The sequence below is a fragment of the Arthrobacter sp. S41 genome (assembly GCF_004320535.1).
GTDB lineage: Bacteria > Actinomycetota > Actinomycetes > Actinomycetales > Micrococcaceae > Glutamicibacter.
The window spans coordinates 1,341,417-1,354,998 of sequence record NZ_SIHY01000001.1 but is presented as its reverse complement, the minus strand read 5'-3'; the positions used below and the strand labels follow the sequence as shown (position 1 = coordinate 1,354,998).

Here is a 13,582-nt window from a genome sequence, read left to right as displayed (position 1 = left end):
TAGAACTATGGAAAGTCCCGAACGAAGCCTCTTGGTGCGCAGCGAGAAGCGTATGATCGCTGGCGTCAGTGGTGGGCTCTCAGCGCATTTGGGTATTCCGCTGAACTATGTACGCTTGGGCTTTATCGCACTGACCGCTCTCGGGGGAATCGGCGCAGTCCTTTATGCATGGCTCTGGGTATTTGTGCCCAGCGCTGAAGAAGCGCAAGCCGATGAAATCCGTTCCTGGGGTACCCGCACGCGCAGCTTGGCCGAGGAGATGACTCGGGTACAGCAGGGGATTTTCCGTTCACGCGAGGGCTTGGAGACAAACTCTTCGTGGCGCGAGATTCTTATCGGTAGCGGGCTGCTGGTTCTTTCGGTGCTCGCGCTGGCTCAATGGTCCGGATGGAATATTCGCTGGGATCTGATCTGGCCGGGCATTGGAATTCTTGCCGGAATTCTTTTGGCTTGGTTGCAACTTGATGAGCAAGCGACGCAAGCGGCCAAGAAAAACTCCCGCCCGGTTCTGATTCGCATGGGTCTAGGGCTGATCCTGGTGATCGGTGGACTGCTGACCATCCTCAGTGGCTCGGTGGGAATCTCAGATTTGCTCGGAGGCATGTGGGCCGCATTGGCCATTATTGCCGGGGCAGTTATCGTTCTCTTGCCTTGGGGTACTCGGCTCTGGCGCGACTTCCTCGCGGAGCGCAGTTCACGTCAAGCAGCCGCGCAACGTGCAGAATTTGCTGCCCACTTGCACGACTCGGTGTTGCAAACTTTGGCCGTGATCCAAAAACGCAGTGATGACCCGGCCGCAGTCAGGACCTTGGCAAGGATCCAAGAACGTGAATTACGTCAGTGGCTCTATGGCAACCAAGACCTAAACGATGAAGATGTAGTAGTTGAAGTCCAACATGAAGCCAATGACATTGAGCAGTTACTGCTGCGCGACGTTGAAGTCATTGCTGTGGGCAATGCTCAAGGCTTTGACGGTCAGCAAGCATTAGTGGCGGCCGCCAGGGAAGCGATGATGAATGCTGCCAAACATGCCGAGGGAAAGATCTCGGTGTATCTGGAGTGTTCTGAAGAATCCGTGGAAGTCTTTATCCGTGACCGTGGGGAAGGCTTCAACGTGGAAGATGTTCCCGAGGACCGTCACGGCGTCCGCGAATCAATTATTGGCCGCATGCAGCGCGCGGGTGGAACAGCGCAGATACGAAGCAGTGAAACTGGGACCGAAGTGCAGCTGAGCATGCCACGAAGCACAACGCAGGAAGAACAAACATCATGAGCATCGAGAACAGTACTCAGAGCTATCGCGTAGTCCTGGTGGACGATCATGCAATTTTCCGTTCTGGACTCAAAGCAGATCTTGCCAGTGATATGCAGATCGTTGGTGAAGCTGGAACCGTTGAAGAAGCCATTGCCGTGATCACCGAGAAACAGCCAGACGTGGTTTTACTGGACGTGCACCTTCCCGGTGGGCGCGCTGGTGGGGGAGCCGAGGTTCTGAAAAATTGCGCCGACCTACTGGGCACCACCAAATTCTTGGCGCTGAGTGTTTCTGATGCCGCTCAAGATGTGGTGACCGTGATTCGTGCTGGCGCCCGAGGCTATGTCACCAAGAGCATCTCGGGGGCTGACATCTCTGATGCCGTGCGGCGTGTAGCTGCTGGAGATGCCGTCTTTTCGCCACGTTTGGCTGGCTTTGTCCTTGACGCTTTTGGCAGTAGTACGGCGGTATCCGAGATTGATGAAGAGCTAGATCTGCTCTCAGACAGAGAACTACAGGTGATGCGCCTGATTGCTCGTGGCTACAGCTACAAGGAAGTTGCAAAAGAACTGTTTATCTCGGTCAAGACCGTAGAATCACACGTCTCTAACGTTTTGCGCAAACTACAGCTTTCCAATAGGCATGAACTGACCCGTTGGGCAGTGGACCGCAAGATCCTCTAATACCTAGCTTCAGCAGATGCACCAAGGGCGGGGTACCAAGCAATGCTTGGTACCCCGCCCTTGTGTAGTGACTCGATCAGTTACTTCGCGTCACCCAAAAGATTGGCCAGACGCGCAACACCCTCGGCAAGATCCGCGTCACCCAGTGCGTAGGACATGCGGATGTAGCCGGAAGGACCAAAAGCTTCACCCGGAACAACGGCAACTTCAGCCTGTTCCAGAATGAAGGCAGCCAGCTCGGCGCTGGTGTTGTTAACAACGCCACGGATTTCGCGACCGAGCAGGCCACGAACATCCGAGTAAGCGTAGAACGCACCCTCAGGAGTTGGGCAGTGCAGTCCGTCAATAGCGTTCAGCCCTTCAACGATCGCCAAGCGGCGACGGTTAAAGGCAGTCTTCATTTCGTTCACTGCATCTAGTGGTCCGGCAACAGCAGCTAGTGCTGCGCGCTGGGATACGTTGGCCACGTTGGAGGTAGCGTGCGACTGCAAGTTGGTAGCAGCCTTGATGACATCGGCTGGACCGGCCATCCATCCCACACGCCAACCGGTCATAGCGTAGGTCTTAGCAACACCGTTGAGGATGACCACGCGGTCTTCAAGCTCTGGAGCCAAAGTAGCAATGGAGCTGAAGCTTGCATCGCCATAGGTCAGGTGTTCATAGATTTCGTCGGTGACAACCCACAAGCCCTTGGACGCAGCCCACTGGCCGATCTCGCGAACCTGCTCAGGTGAGTACACGGCGCCGGTTGGGTTTGAAGGAGAAACGAACAGCAATACCTTGGTGCGTTCGGTCAATACCGATTCGAGCTGCTCGATGGTGACCTTGTAGCCCTGTTCAGGACCGGCAAAGATCGATACTGCCTTGCCACCGGCCAGCTGGATTGCTTCAGGGTAGGTGGTCCAGAACGGAGCAGGGACGATCACTTCGTCTCCTGGATCCAACAAGGTGGCGAAGGTGTTGTATACGGCCTGCTTACCACCGTTGGTGACCAGTACCTGGGATGCAGAGATCTCGTAGCCGGAATCGCGCAGTGTCTTTGCGGCAATTGCTTCACGCAATTCTGGCAGACCGGCTGCGGGGGAGTAGCGGTGGTTCTTTGGATCAACTGCAGCCTTGAGCGCAGCGTCAACAATGTAGTCAGGCGTTGGGAAGTCAGGCTCACCGGCACCGAACCCGATGACTGGGCGTCCTGCGGCTTTCAAGGCCTTGGCCTTGGCGTCCACTGCAAGGGTCGCGGATTCAGAGATGGCGCCGATGCGGCGTGAAATACGAGACATGTAAAAGTTCGTCCTGTTGGTTATGGGGAGAGCTGTTAAAACCAAGTTTAGTTCCCCATGTGCAAGATTCTCAGAGCGTGAGTGAAAATGACATAAACACACTGACGCCAGCCGCTGTTCCATGCGTTCTGCGCCACACCGAGGGTTGTCAGTTCGACAATTGTGATTTCGTTGCGTAAAGTTATTTCTCGTTGCTCAGACATTGCAGCGGATCAGCCCAAGGGTTTCATCCGGTACGATGTTCTAAGTAATCAGAGCTGAGAAAAGCTCGAAGGGTAGTGGCGCAATTGGTAGCGCAGCGGTCTCCAAAACCGCAGGTTGCAGGTTCGAGTCCTGTCTGCCCTGCGCAGCAGCGATTTATCGCTCAGCGAATTATCTCACGTCACGGTGTGTTGTGGTCGGTCAGGCTACGACGCACCGTGATTGTTTCAACTGGCCAAAAAAATTGAAACGAGGAAGAACGTGACCGAATCTGCTCTTAACTCCGGTAACGGTAAGCAGAAGTCGGGCTTTTTCGCCCGAATCATGCTGTTCATCCGACAGGTAATCGCGGAACTTAAGAAGGTTGTCACCCCAACCCGTAGCGAATTGCTCAACTACTTCTTGGTGGTTGTTGGATTTGTTGTTGTGGTGATGCTGATCGTGACGGCCCTGGACTTCGTCTTCGGGCAGGGTTCGATCCTCCTGTTCACTAAACAGGTAGAACAGTAATTTAGTTGCCTCGGAGGTATAATCGCCCCGAGGCAATTTAGTGTCATTCAGTCAAAGAAAGCAGGAGCTGCAGTGTCCGACAAGGAACTCGAACCGCAGATTAATGACGAGGTCGAAAACGAGTTCGTTGAAGCCGACAGCGCTCAGGTAGATCCAGCCGCTGAGGTTGAAACCGAGCTGACCGAAGCCCCAGCCGAAGATGCTGATGACGCTGAGGTCTCAGACGTTGAAGCCGACGAAGCCGATGCTGGAACCTCGGATGAAGAAGCCGAAGTTGAAGAAGACGGCGAAACCAAGGTTGCACGCCTCAAGGAAGAATTCCGCTCGAAGCTGCGCCGCCTGCCAGGTGACTGGTTTGTTATTCACACCTACGCTGGTTACGAAAACCGCGTAAAGGTGAACCTTGAAACCCGTATCCAGACTCAGGATATGGAAGAGTTCATCTACGACATCCAGGTACCAATGGAAGAAGTCGTAGAGGTCAAGAACACTCAGCGTAAGATTGTTCGCCGTGTTCGCATCCCGGGCTACGTTCTGGTTCGTATGGAACTCACCGACGCTTCGTGGGGTGTTGTTCGCCACACTCCAGGTGTCACCGGTTTTGTTGGCAACGCCCATGATCCAAACCCATTGAGCTTGGACGAAGTCTTCTCCATGCTTGAGCACACTGTGGTTGACCCAGTGGAGCAGCCATCGGCTTCCAAGCCTGGCCGTGCCCCAATCACTGAGGTCACCGTGGACTTTGAGGTTGGAGAATCGGTCATCGTCAACGATGGTCCATTCGAAACGATGCCGGCCACGATCTCCGAGATCAAGCTGGATTCGGCTCAGCTGGTTGTTCTGGTTTCGATCTTCGAACGCGAAACCCCAGTGACCCTGAACTTCAACCAGGTCAATAAGATCCAGTAGTATTAAGTCTTCGTGCCCCGTATCGGTCGCTTATCGATGTGAGGGCACGTTTGGCTGTCGCGCCACGATAGCCAGATCCCCGTACCACGCTCCTGTGCTGCGGGAAACGCAAGAGTAAGAAGGACCCGACATGGCCCCAAAGAAAAAGGTCACCGGACTCATCAAGCTGCAGATCCAGGCAGGTGCTGCTAACCCAGCTCCACCAATCGGTCCAGCACTTGGTCAGCACGGCGTCAACATCATGGAATTCTGCAAGGCTTACAACGCAGCGACTGAGTCGCAGCGCGGTAACGTGATTCCAGTTGAAATCACCGTATACGAAGACCGTTCGTTCACTTTCATCACCAAGACTCCTCCTGCAGCTGAGCTGATCAAGAAGGCTGCTGGCGTTGCTAAGGGTTCGGGTACCCCACAGTCCCTGAAGGTTGCAAACCTTACCCAGGCACAGGTTGAGGAAATCGCCACCGCTAAGATGGCTGACCTGAACGCTAACGATCTTGCTGCTGCAGCAAAGATCATCGCAGGTACCGCTCGCTCCATGGGTGTCACCGTAGAAGGCTAATTCCGCCTTCCGCTGTTCACCTGTTGGATAGCAAATCAGAATTTAATCTAAGGCGAGACGATCCATAGATCGATTCGCCCGTGGCAGGACCGCGCGCGGTCCATATGACCACGACTGCATAAGGAGAAAACGCAGATGGCAAAGCGCAGCAAAGCATACGTAGCCGCCGCGGCTAAGATCGATGCCGACAACAATGTCTACGCTCCAGCCGAGGCAATTGCCCTGGCTAAGGAGACCGCAGGGGAAAAGGCTAACTCGACCGTTGAGGTTGCTTTCCGCTTGGGTGTAGACCCACGTAAGGCTGATCAGATGGTTCGCGGTACCGTAAACCTTCCACACGGCACCGGTAAGACCGCCCGCGTGGTTGTTTTCGCTAACGGTGACAAGGCAGAAGCAGCTCGCGCTGCTGGCGCCGACTTCGTTGGTTCAGACGACCTGATCGAAAAGATCCAGGGCGGCTGGGTTGACTTCGACGCAGCAGTTGCTACCCCTGACCTCATGGGTAAAGTTGGCCGCTTGGGTAAGGTACTGGGTCCACGTAACCTGATGCCAAACCCTAAGACCGGCACCGTAACCATGGATGTTGCCAAGGCTGTTGGCGACATCAAGGGCGGTAAGATCGACTTCCGCGTCGACAAGCACTCGAACCTTCACTTCATCATTGGTAAGGTTTCGTTCGATCAGAAGCAGCTGACCGAGAACTACGCAGCTGCACTCGAAGAGGTATTGCGCCTGAAGCCTTCGGCTTCCAAGGGTCGCTACATCTCGAAGGCTACCCTCGCAACTACCTTCGGTCCAGGTATCCCTGTTGACCCGAACGTAACCCGCGTTGAGGCCTAAGCTATTTAGCTTTTGATTTCGAGGGAGCATGCCGATCAGTCGGCATGCTCCCTCGAAGTTTAAGTGCAGTTCAACTGCTGTACTTGGCAATCCGTGATCAGGATCATGGCAATTGGGCTCGGGCTCGATTTGCTGTGGCTGCGTGATCTGTTTTAGACTAGAACTACCGAAGACCGTCGGTTGAACAAATGGCTTCCTATTTGTTCCTAAAGGTCCGAAAGGACAACCAACGCAGGTTACATAGATTTGTTTTAACTTGAATAAGTTGAACTGCCCTGTGCTCCTGCGCGGGGCTATTTTTATGGCCTCGCCGGTTTTGAAACGGTACCGAACAAATCCCCGGAAGGAGTGTTATGGCAACCCCGAGCAAGACTGCAGCGATTGAAGAAATCACTGCGGACTTTAACGAAGCAACCGCGGCTGTCTTGACCGAATACCGTGGGCTTACCGTTGCACAGCTCAAGGAACTTCGCCGCGCTCTTGGTCAGGAGACCAAGTACGCAGTTGTAAAGAACACCTTGACCGCAATCGCAGCTAAGAACGCTGGCATCGATGCATTCGATGAGCAGCTTTCCGGCCCAACCGCTATCGCCTTTGTAAAGGGCGATGCTGTTGCTGCTGCAAAGAGCCTCACGGAATTCGCCAAGACCAACGAGAAGCTGGTCATCAAGACCGGCTGGTTCGAAGGTAAGGCGCTGGATCAGAGCGGCATCGCTGCACTGGCCGCACTGGAATCCCGCGAAACCCAGCTGGCTCGCGTTGCTGCAGTACTGCAGGCTCCGGCCTCCGCTGCTGCTCGCGCCGTCGAAGCACTGCGTGCAAAGCTCGACGAGAACGGTGGCGCAGCCACCGAGGAAGCTCCGGCAGAAGCCTAAGCTTTCGAGTTCTCTCGCAACGTAATCCCAAATTCATTCGGCCTTCGGGCCAAAACCGAAAGGACGCCTACCATGGCGAAGCTCAGCAACGAAGAGCTGCTTTCCGCATTCAAGGAAATGACCATCATCGAGCTTTCCGAGTTCGTTAAGGAATTCGAAGAGACCTTCGACGTTACCGCTGCTGCTGTTGCAGTTGCAGGTCCTGCAGGCGGCGGCGAAGCTGCTGCTGAAGAGCAGACCGAATTCGACGTTGTTCTCGAATCGGCTGGCGACAAGAAGATCGCAGTTATCAAGGAAGTTCGTGCATTGACTTCCCTGGGCCTGAAGGAAGCTAAGGAGCTCGTAGACGCAGCTCCAAAGGCTCTGCTTGAGGGTGTTGCAAAGGACGCAGCGGAGAAGGCTAAGGAGTCCCTCGAGGCTGCTGGCGCAACCGTAACCGTTAAGTAAGTACAGCGGTCACTCGCAACTTATTGCTAAGGGGTCCACAGGCGAAAGTCTGTGGGCCCCTTAGCCGTTAACTGATACTTTCGTAGCAATTGTTTTATAACGTTTCTATTAACAGCGTTTATTCAAGTTCATTGCATAGGCTGAATATGTGTCAAACTCATTAGCCCCTCGGACCCACGCACCAGCGCCAAGACTTGGCTTACTCGATGCGTTGCGATTCACCGCTGCCCTGATCGTGGTGTTCTACCACTACACGGCATGGGGGCATCATCACTGGGGGACCAAGTCCGCTGAGTTCTGGCCGGTACTCTCTGAATTCACCCGCTACGGGCAATTGGGAGTACAGCTCTTCTTCCTCATTTCCGGCTTTGTTATTCTCATGTCCGTACAGGGCAAGAGCGTGATCGGTTTTATCGGATCCCGAGTTGGTCGGCTCTATCCGGCCTATTGGTTCGCCGTCCTTGCCGCCGCGGTGCTGTCGCTGAAGATCTGGCCGTCAGGTAACGATGGACGTACAGCCAGCGACATCGTGCCAAACCTGACGATGATGCAGTCAGCATTTAATATCCAAGACTTTGACGGCGTGTATTGGACCCTCTGGGTGGAGCTGAGGTTCTACATCCTGCTAGGTGTTCTATTGGCCCTCGGTTTTGTGAAGAACAAACACATCATGTGGCTCTGTGCGATCTGGCCAGGCATTGGCTTGTACCTGCACTTCACCAATCTGGATAAGGCGCAGGACTGGTTTGCTGGTCAGTATGCAGCACTCTTTGCAGCCGGCATGATGCTGTTCTTGATCTACCAAAGCGGACATACCCTGATGCGTTGGACGCTGCTGATCTTTGACACCGCGATCGCAGCCTTCTTCACCGGTATCAAGGGCAGCTTTGATGCGGACTATCTCTCTGGGCTACAAATCCCAGAATGGCATTTCCAAGTCCTGGCGGTTCTCTGTGTTGCAGTACTGGCCCTATGCACCCTGACTCCACTAAAGAATGTTCGTGCAAAGTGGATGGCCGTAGCCGGTTCACTGACCTTCCCGCTCTACCTATTCCACCAGCTCTGGGGTTGGTGGATCATCGAAGAACTTCACGGGGTCTTCAACAAGTACGTGCTGCTCTTTGGACTTGTTGGACTTATGCTGCTCTGGGCTTACCTGGTGGCGCGCTTTGTAGAAAAGCCATTGGGCCTTCCCCTACGCAGCGCAACCACCAAGTCGCTGACCACAGCGGTGGAATGGATCAAGAGCTCCGTTACCCGATCCGCGTTCCCTATGCCGGAGTCGAAATATCAGCAATCGTGGCATCAAATCCGCTAACAAAATCACGAGGTTTAACCAAGAGACCATGACCGCGGTCGCCACTTCCCAAGCCAATGTGTTCAGCTTCGGGTTCCTCAAAGACACTGGAATCAACAAATACGGGTAACACCGTATGAGATCCAAACGGTGTGATGGTCCCACTTTCGTAGTGGGTGACGTCCCAGGCCACGTCCGCTGGTGGCAGCGAGAGTTTGTTGACGCCTATCTGACTGCGCAGCTTCGCCCAATCGAGCTTTCGTCCACCGGGAATCAAAGCAAAGACAAACGTGTCATCCGATTTTTTGATCACCAGAGACTTCAGTAGCTGTCCAGATTTGATCCCCAACGCTTCGGCGGCCTCCTCCAGAGAGTTAACCTTTTCGCGTGGCACTATCTCGATCGGTATGTTTCGGCGAGACGCGTCCAAGGCGACTCGGGTCAATGCCTCATCTGATTGCAACTTATTCATTAGATCTCCTGACCGTCGATGTGTGCTCGAGCATAACCATTGGGTCTTGAAGATGCCATAAACCTTGCAGCCATGCCCTTGGTACATTCAGATAGTTGCATTCAGGTTTGGCAAGAACGGCAGAGACTGAAAATGCCGTCTTGTACGCGGGGGATAGGTGGGCCAATGGACCCGCGCGGAATACCTAACTCTGCACGCTGGTTGTAATTCTTGGGCCTCAGGAAATATTCGCTATCAAAGCGGAGCGTAAGTAAATGTTGCTAGCTCACGCCAAAACTCGTTGATTTGCGGTGCACCAAGGGTCCAAAAGGTCCGTTTGCTGAGATGTTTGGGCGCCTGTGACAAAACGCATACTTTGAGTTCCGCGCGCGTCGCTGCCTTAGCTGGGGCCCAAGAAAAATGGTGGGTGGGCGTGGAGAAATTACCGAGAAATAGCCGAATTAGTAGGCCAAATGCGCATTAGGAAAAGGACGCGGGGCCAAAGGTAAGTTTGTCAGGTTCATCAGAAATATGAGGATCTGCGGTGGCCGGGATTTCAACGGCGAAAACTATAGCACGGATTTGTGCACCGAGTATCGACAAGCGCAATTCCCTCCGGTAGAGTAGAAATTTGCGCCTTACTGTTTGCGCGCGCGGCCTTCATATAGCGGTGGGTTGTGCGGTCCAAAAAGAGGAACTGTTCTATGGCAGGTACCTTAGCACGGTAAGCGTTCGGAAACCTGACGGTCTTTGGAAGGATCCATCTTGGTCGCCTCGAGCAACCCTAACAACCAAACCGCTAGTTCGGCTCGCGATGCTGCATACGCTGGCCGACTTTCTTTTGCAAAGATTCACGAACCACTTGAAGTGCCTAACCTGCTGGCATTGCAGACCGAGAGCTTTGACCGCCTCGTCGGCAATCAGTTCTGGGTTGAGCGCCTAGCTAAGGCTGAAGCCGCTGGTGACACCAGCGTGCCAAACGTCTCCGGCTTGGCTGAAATCTTCGAGGAAATCTCCCCAATCGAGGACTTCCAGGACACCATGTCCTTGAGCTTCTCGGAGCCGGAGTTCGCTGATCCTAAGTACTCGATTGCAGAGTGCAAGGACCGCGACGCCACTTACTCGGCACCGCTGTATGTCAAGGCTGAATTCATGAACAATGAAACCGGCGAAATCAAGCAGCAGACCGTGTTCATGGGCGATTTCCCGCTGATGACCGAAAAGGGCACCTTCGTTATCAACGGCACCGAGCGTGTTGTTGTGTCCCAGCTGGTGCGCTCCCCAGGTGCGTACTTCGAGTCCGCACCGGACAAGACCAGTGACAAGACGATCTACTCGGCACGTATCATCCCATCCCGTGGTGCATGGTTCGAGCTGGAAATCGACAAGCGCGACCAGATCGGTGTTCGCCTAGACCGTAAGCGTAAGCAGTCGGTCACCGTGCTGCTTAAGGCACTGGGCTGGAGCGAAGAGCAGATCCTGTCCGAGTTCGGCCAGTATGATTCGATGCGCGCTACCTTGGAAAAGGACAGCATCAAGGATCAGAACGAAGCCTTGCTCGATATTTACCGCAAGCTGCGTCCAGGCGAGCCTCCTACGGTTGAGGCCGCTCAGGCATTGCTGAAGAACATGTACTTCGAGCCTAAGCGTTACGATCTGGCCAAGGTTGGCCGTTACAAGATCAACCGCAAGCTCGGTGTAGAGACTCCAGTTAACGCTGAGAACGCATCGGTGCTTTCGCTCGATGACCTTGTCGCCATGATCCGCTACCTCGTAGCTCTTCACGCTGGTGAGAAGACCGTTGAAGGTACCCGCAAGGGTGAAATCGTCAACGTTCCAGTTAACGTTGACGATATCGACCACTTCGGCAACCGTCGCATCCGCGCCGTTGGCGAATTGATCGAGAACCAGATCCGCACCGGTTTGTCCCGTATGGAACGTGTTGTGCGTGAGCGCATGACCACCCAGGACGTTGAGGCAATCACTCCGCAGACCCTGATCAACATCCGACCTGTTGTTGCTGCAATCAAGGAGTTCTTCGGAACCTCGCAGCTCTCGCAGTTCATGGACCAGAACAACCCACTTGCTGGCCTGACCCACAAGCGTCGCTTGTCGGCTCTGGGCCCAGGTGGTCTGTCCCGTGACCGCGCAGGCATGGAAGTTCGAGACGTTCACCCGTCCCACTACGGACGTATGTGCCCAATTGAAACTCCCGAAGGTCCAAACATTGGTCTGATCGGTTCGTTGGCAACCTACGGCCGTATTAACTCCTTCGGTTTCATCGAAACGCCATACCGTCGTGTATCCAACTCCGTTGTTTCCAACGAAGTTGACTACCTGACTGCAGACGATGAGCTTCAGCACTACATCGCTCAGGCTAACGCTCCACTGGACGAAAACGGACGCTTCGCTGAAGAGACCGTTTTGGTTCGTGAAAAGGGTGGTGGCGGCGAGCCTGTTATCGTCGACGCCGCTGAAGTTACCTTCATGGACGTTTCGCCTCGCCAGATGGTTTCGGTTGCAACCGCACTGATTCCATTCCTCGAGCACGACGATGCTAACCGAGCACTGATGGGCGCTAACATGCAGCGCCAGGCTGTGCCGCTGCTGAAGTCCGAGCGTCCACTGGTTGGTACCGGTATGGAGAAGTTCGCGGCAGTTGACGCCGGCGACTCCGTTGTTGCATCCAAGCCAGGTGTGGTCACCGAGGTTTCTGCTGACCTGGTTGTTGTCATGAACGATGACGGCACCGAGTCGATGTACCCAATCATGAAGTTCGCTCGCTCTAACCAGGGCAACGCTTACAACCAGCGTGTGCGCGTTTCCGAAGGCGATCGTCTGGAATTCCAATCGATCATCGCTGACGGTCCGTCCACCGACTCCGGTGAGCTGTCCCTGGGTAAGAACTTGCTTGTGGCATTCATGTCTTGGGAAGGTTACAACTACGAGGATGCGATCATCCTCTCCCAGCGCATGATCTTTGACGATGTGCTCACCTCGATTCACATCGAAGAGCATGAAGTTGACGCTCGCGACACCAAGCTTGGTGCCGAGGAAATCACCCGCGACATCCCGAATGTCTCGGAAGATATCCTTTCCCAGCTTGATGACCGCGGCATCGTCTACATCGGTGCTGAAGTTGAAGCTGGCGACGTACTGGTAGGCCGTGTCACCCCTAAGGGTGAAACCGAGCTGACCCCAGAAGAGCGTTTGCTGCGTGCCATCTTCGGTGAGAAGTCCCGCGAAGTTCGCGATACTTCCCTGAAGGTTCCACACGGCGAGTCCGGCACCGTCATTGGTGTTCGCATCTTCGACCGCGACAACGACGATGACCTTTCCCCTGGTGTCAACCAGCTGGTCCGCGTATACGTTGCTCAGAAGCGCAAGATCTCGATCGGTGACAAGCTCGCTGGTCGTCACGGTAACAAGGGTGTCATTTCCCGCATCCTGCCACTGGAGGATATGCCATTCCTTGAGGACGGTACTCCACTGGATATCATCCTGAACCCACTGGGTGTGCCAGGCCGTATGAACGTCGGTCAGGTTATGGAAATCCACCTGGGTTGGGCTGCTAAGCAGGGTTGGAAGATCGAGGGCGAGCCTGCATGGGTTCGCGATCTGCCTAACCTGCCACGTGAGTCTGAGTCCACTACTGTGTCGACCCCGGTCTTCGATGGTGCTTCGGAAGAAGAAATCCGCGGAATCCTGGATTCGACCAGCAAGACCCGTGACGGTGTGCGCCTGATTGGTAACTCCGGTAAGGCCAAGCTGTTTGACGGTCGCTCCGGCGATCCGTTGCCAGATCCAGTTTCCGTTGGTTACATGTACATCTTGAAGCTTCACCACTTGGTGGACGACAAGATTCACGCCCGTTCCACCGGTCCATACTCCATGATCACCCAGCAGCCACTGGGTGGTAAGGCCCAGTTCGGTGGCCAGCGCTTCGGTGAGATGGAAGTTTGGGCACTGGAAGCTTACGGTGCCGCTTACACGCTGCAGGAAATCCTGACCATCAAGTCGGATGATATCCACGGCCGCGTTAAGGTCTACGAAGCAATCGTCAAGGGCGAGAACGTTCCAGAGCCAGGTGTTCCAGAATCGTTCAAGGTGCTCATCAAGGAAATGCAGTCGCTGTGCTTGAACGTTGAGGTACTTGGTACCGACGGCAACACTATCGAAATGCGTGAGTCGGACGAGGAATCGTTCCGCGCCGCTGAAGAGCTAGGCATCGACCTTTCCCGGTCGGAGCCGAACTCCGTAGAGGAAGTTTAA

12 protein-coding genes and 1 tRNA gene are annotated in these 13,582 nt (G+C 54.6%); 11 read left to right on the top strand and 2 right to left on the bottom strand.

Features of this window, described 5'->3' with window-relative positions; translation table 11 throughout:
* Positions 1-7 precede the first annotated feature (7 nt).
* Entirely contained in the window at positions 8-1,273 is a 1,266-nt protein-coding gene (locus EYR88_RS06205; RefSeq protein WP_131088804.1) for an ATP-binding protein, read from the top strand.
* Positions 1,270-1,938: a response regulator transcription factor gene (locus EYR88_RS06200; RefSeq protein ID WP_131088803.1), complete on the top strand. Its 669-nt coding sequence runs from the start codon at positions 1,270-1,272 to the stop codon at positions 1,936-1,938. The genes EYR88_RS06205 and EYR88_RS06200 overlap by 4 nt, the downstream gene beginning before the upstream one ends.
* Before the next feature lie 80 nt (positions 1,939-2,018).
* Here the strand turns inward: EYR88_RS06200 and EYR88_RS06195 are convergent, their stop codons facing one another.
* The gene (locus tag EYR88_RS06195; protein WP_131088802.1) at positions 2,019-3,218 is read right to left on the bottom strand and encodes a pyridoxal phosphate-dependent aminotransferase; all 1,200 of its coding nucleotides are present in this window, start codon (positions 3,216-3,218) and stop codon (positions 2,019-2,021) included.
* Positions 3,219-3,490: 272 nt separating this feature from the next.
* Between EYR88_RS06195 and EYR88_RS06190 the strand changes: the two genes are divergently transcribed.
* The 8 genes from EYR88_RS06190 to EYR88_RS06155 all read left to right on the top strand — a co-directional run bounded on the left by EYR88_RS06190 (position 3,491) and on the right by EYR88_RS06155 (position 8,880).
* Positions 3,491-3,563 (top strand) — tRNA-Trp (locus EYR88_RS06190).
* Positions 3,564-3,680: 117 nt separating this feature from the next.
* Positions 3,681-3,929 (top strand): preprotein translocase subunit SecE, encoded by a 249-nt coding sequence (gene secE / locus EYR88_RS06185; RefSeq protein WP_131088801.1) that lies wholly within the window; start codon positions 3,681-3,683, stop codon positions 3,927-3,929.
* A 72-nt stretch (positions 3,930-4,001) separates the two neighbouring features.
* Entirely contained in the window at positions 4,002-4,838 is an 837-nt protein-coding gene (nusG, locus tag EYR88_RS06180; RefSeq protein WP_131088800.1) for a transcription termination/antitermination protein NusG, read from the top strand.
* A 130-nt stretch (positions 4,839-4,968) separates the two neighbouring features.
* Complete coding sequence (gene rplK, locus EYR88_RS06175) at positions 4,969-5,400, top strand: 50S ribosomal protein L11 (RefSeq protein WP_022874150.1); 432 nt, start codon at positions 4,969-4,971, stop codon at positions 5,398-5,400.
* A gap of 135 nt (positions 5,401-5,535) precedes the next feature.
* Positions 5,536-6,240, top strand: a complete 705-nt coding sequence (rplA, locus tag EYR88_RS06170; RefSeq protein WP_131088799.1) for a 50S ribosomal protein L1 — start codon at positions 5,536-5,538, stop codon at positions 6,238-6,240.
* A 353-nt stretch (positions 6,241-6,593) separates the two neighbouring features.
* Complete coding sequence (gene rplJ, locus EYR88_RS06165) at positions 6,594-7,115, top strand: 50S ribosomal protein L10 (RefSeq protein WP_131088798.1); 522 nt, start codon at positions 6,594-6,596, stop codon at positions 7,113-7,115.
* A gap of 72 nt (positions 7,116-7,187) precedes the next feature.
* Complete coding sequence (rplL, locus tag EYR88_RS06160; RefSeq protein ID WP_131088797.1) at positions 7,188-7,562, top strand: 50S ribosomal protein L7/L12; 375 nt, start codon at positions 7,188-7,190, stop codon at positions 7,560-7,562.
* 148 nt (positions 7,563-7,710) lie between these two features.
* Positions 7,711-8,880, top strand: a complete 1,170-nt coding sequence (locus EYR88_RS06155; protein ID WP_131088796.1) for an acyltransferase — start codon at positions 7,711-7,713, stop codon at positions 8,878-8,880.
* Here the strand turns inward: EYR88_RS06155 and EYR88_RS06150 are convergent.
* Complete coding sequence (locus tag EYR88_RS06150) at positions 8,834-9,331, bottom strand: YbaK/EbsC family protein (RefSeq protein WP_131088795.1); 498 nt, start codon at positions 9,329-9,331, stop codon at positions 8,834-8,836. The genes EYR88_RS06155 and EYR88_RS06150 overlap by 47 nt on opposite strands.
* 744 nt (positions 9,332-10,075) lie before the next feature.
* Between EYR88_RS06150 and EYR88_RS06145 the strand changes: the two genes are divergently transcribed.
* Positions 10,076-13,582 (top strand): DNA-directed RNA polymerase subunit beta, encoded by a 3,507-nt coding sequence (locus EYR88_RS06145; RefSeq protein ID WP_131088794.1) that lies wholly within the window; start codon positions 10,076-10,078, stop codon positions 13,580-13,582.

Coding starts and splice junctions, on each gene's coding strand:
- EYR88_RS06205 (WP_131088804.1), top strand. CDS start 8: ATGGAAAGTCCCGAACGAAGCCTCTTGGTGCGCAGCGAGAAGCGTATG.
- EYR88_RS06200 (WP_131088803.1), top strand. CDS start 1,270: ATGAGCATCGAGAACAGTACTCAGAGCTATCGCGTAGTCCTGGTGGAC.
- EYR88_RS06195 (WP_131088802.1), bottom strand. CDS start 3,218: ATGTCTCGTATTTCACGCCGCATCGGCGCCATCTCTGAATCCGCGACC.
- rplK (WP_022874150.1), top strand. CDS start 4,969: ATGGCCCCAAAGAAAAAGGTCACCGGACTCATCAAGCTGCAGATCCAG.
- rplA (WP_131088799.1), top strand. CDS start 5,536: ATGGCAAAGCGCAGCAAAGCATACGTAGCCGCCGCGGCTAAGATCGAT.
- rplJ (WP_131088798.1), top strand. CDS start 6,594: ATGGCAACCCCGAGCAAGACTGCAGCGATTGAAGAAATCACTGCGGAC.
- rplL (WP_131088797.1), top strand. CDS start 7,188: ATGGCGAAGCTCAGCAACGAAGAGCTGCTTTCCGCATTCAAGGAAATG.
- EYR88_RS06150 (WP_131088795.1), bottom strand. CDS start 9,331: ATGAATAAGTTGCAATCAGATGAGGCATTGACCCGAGTCGCCTTGGAC.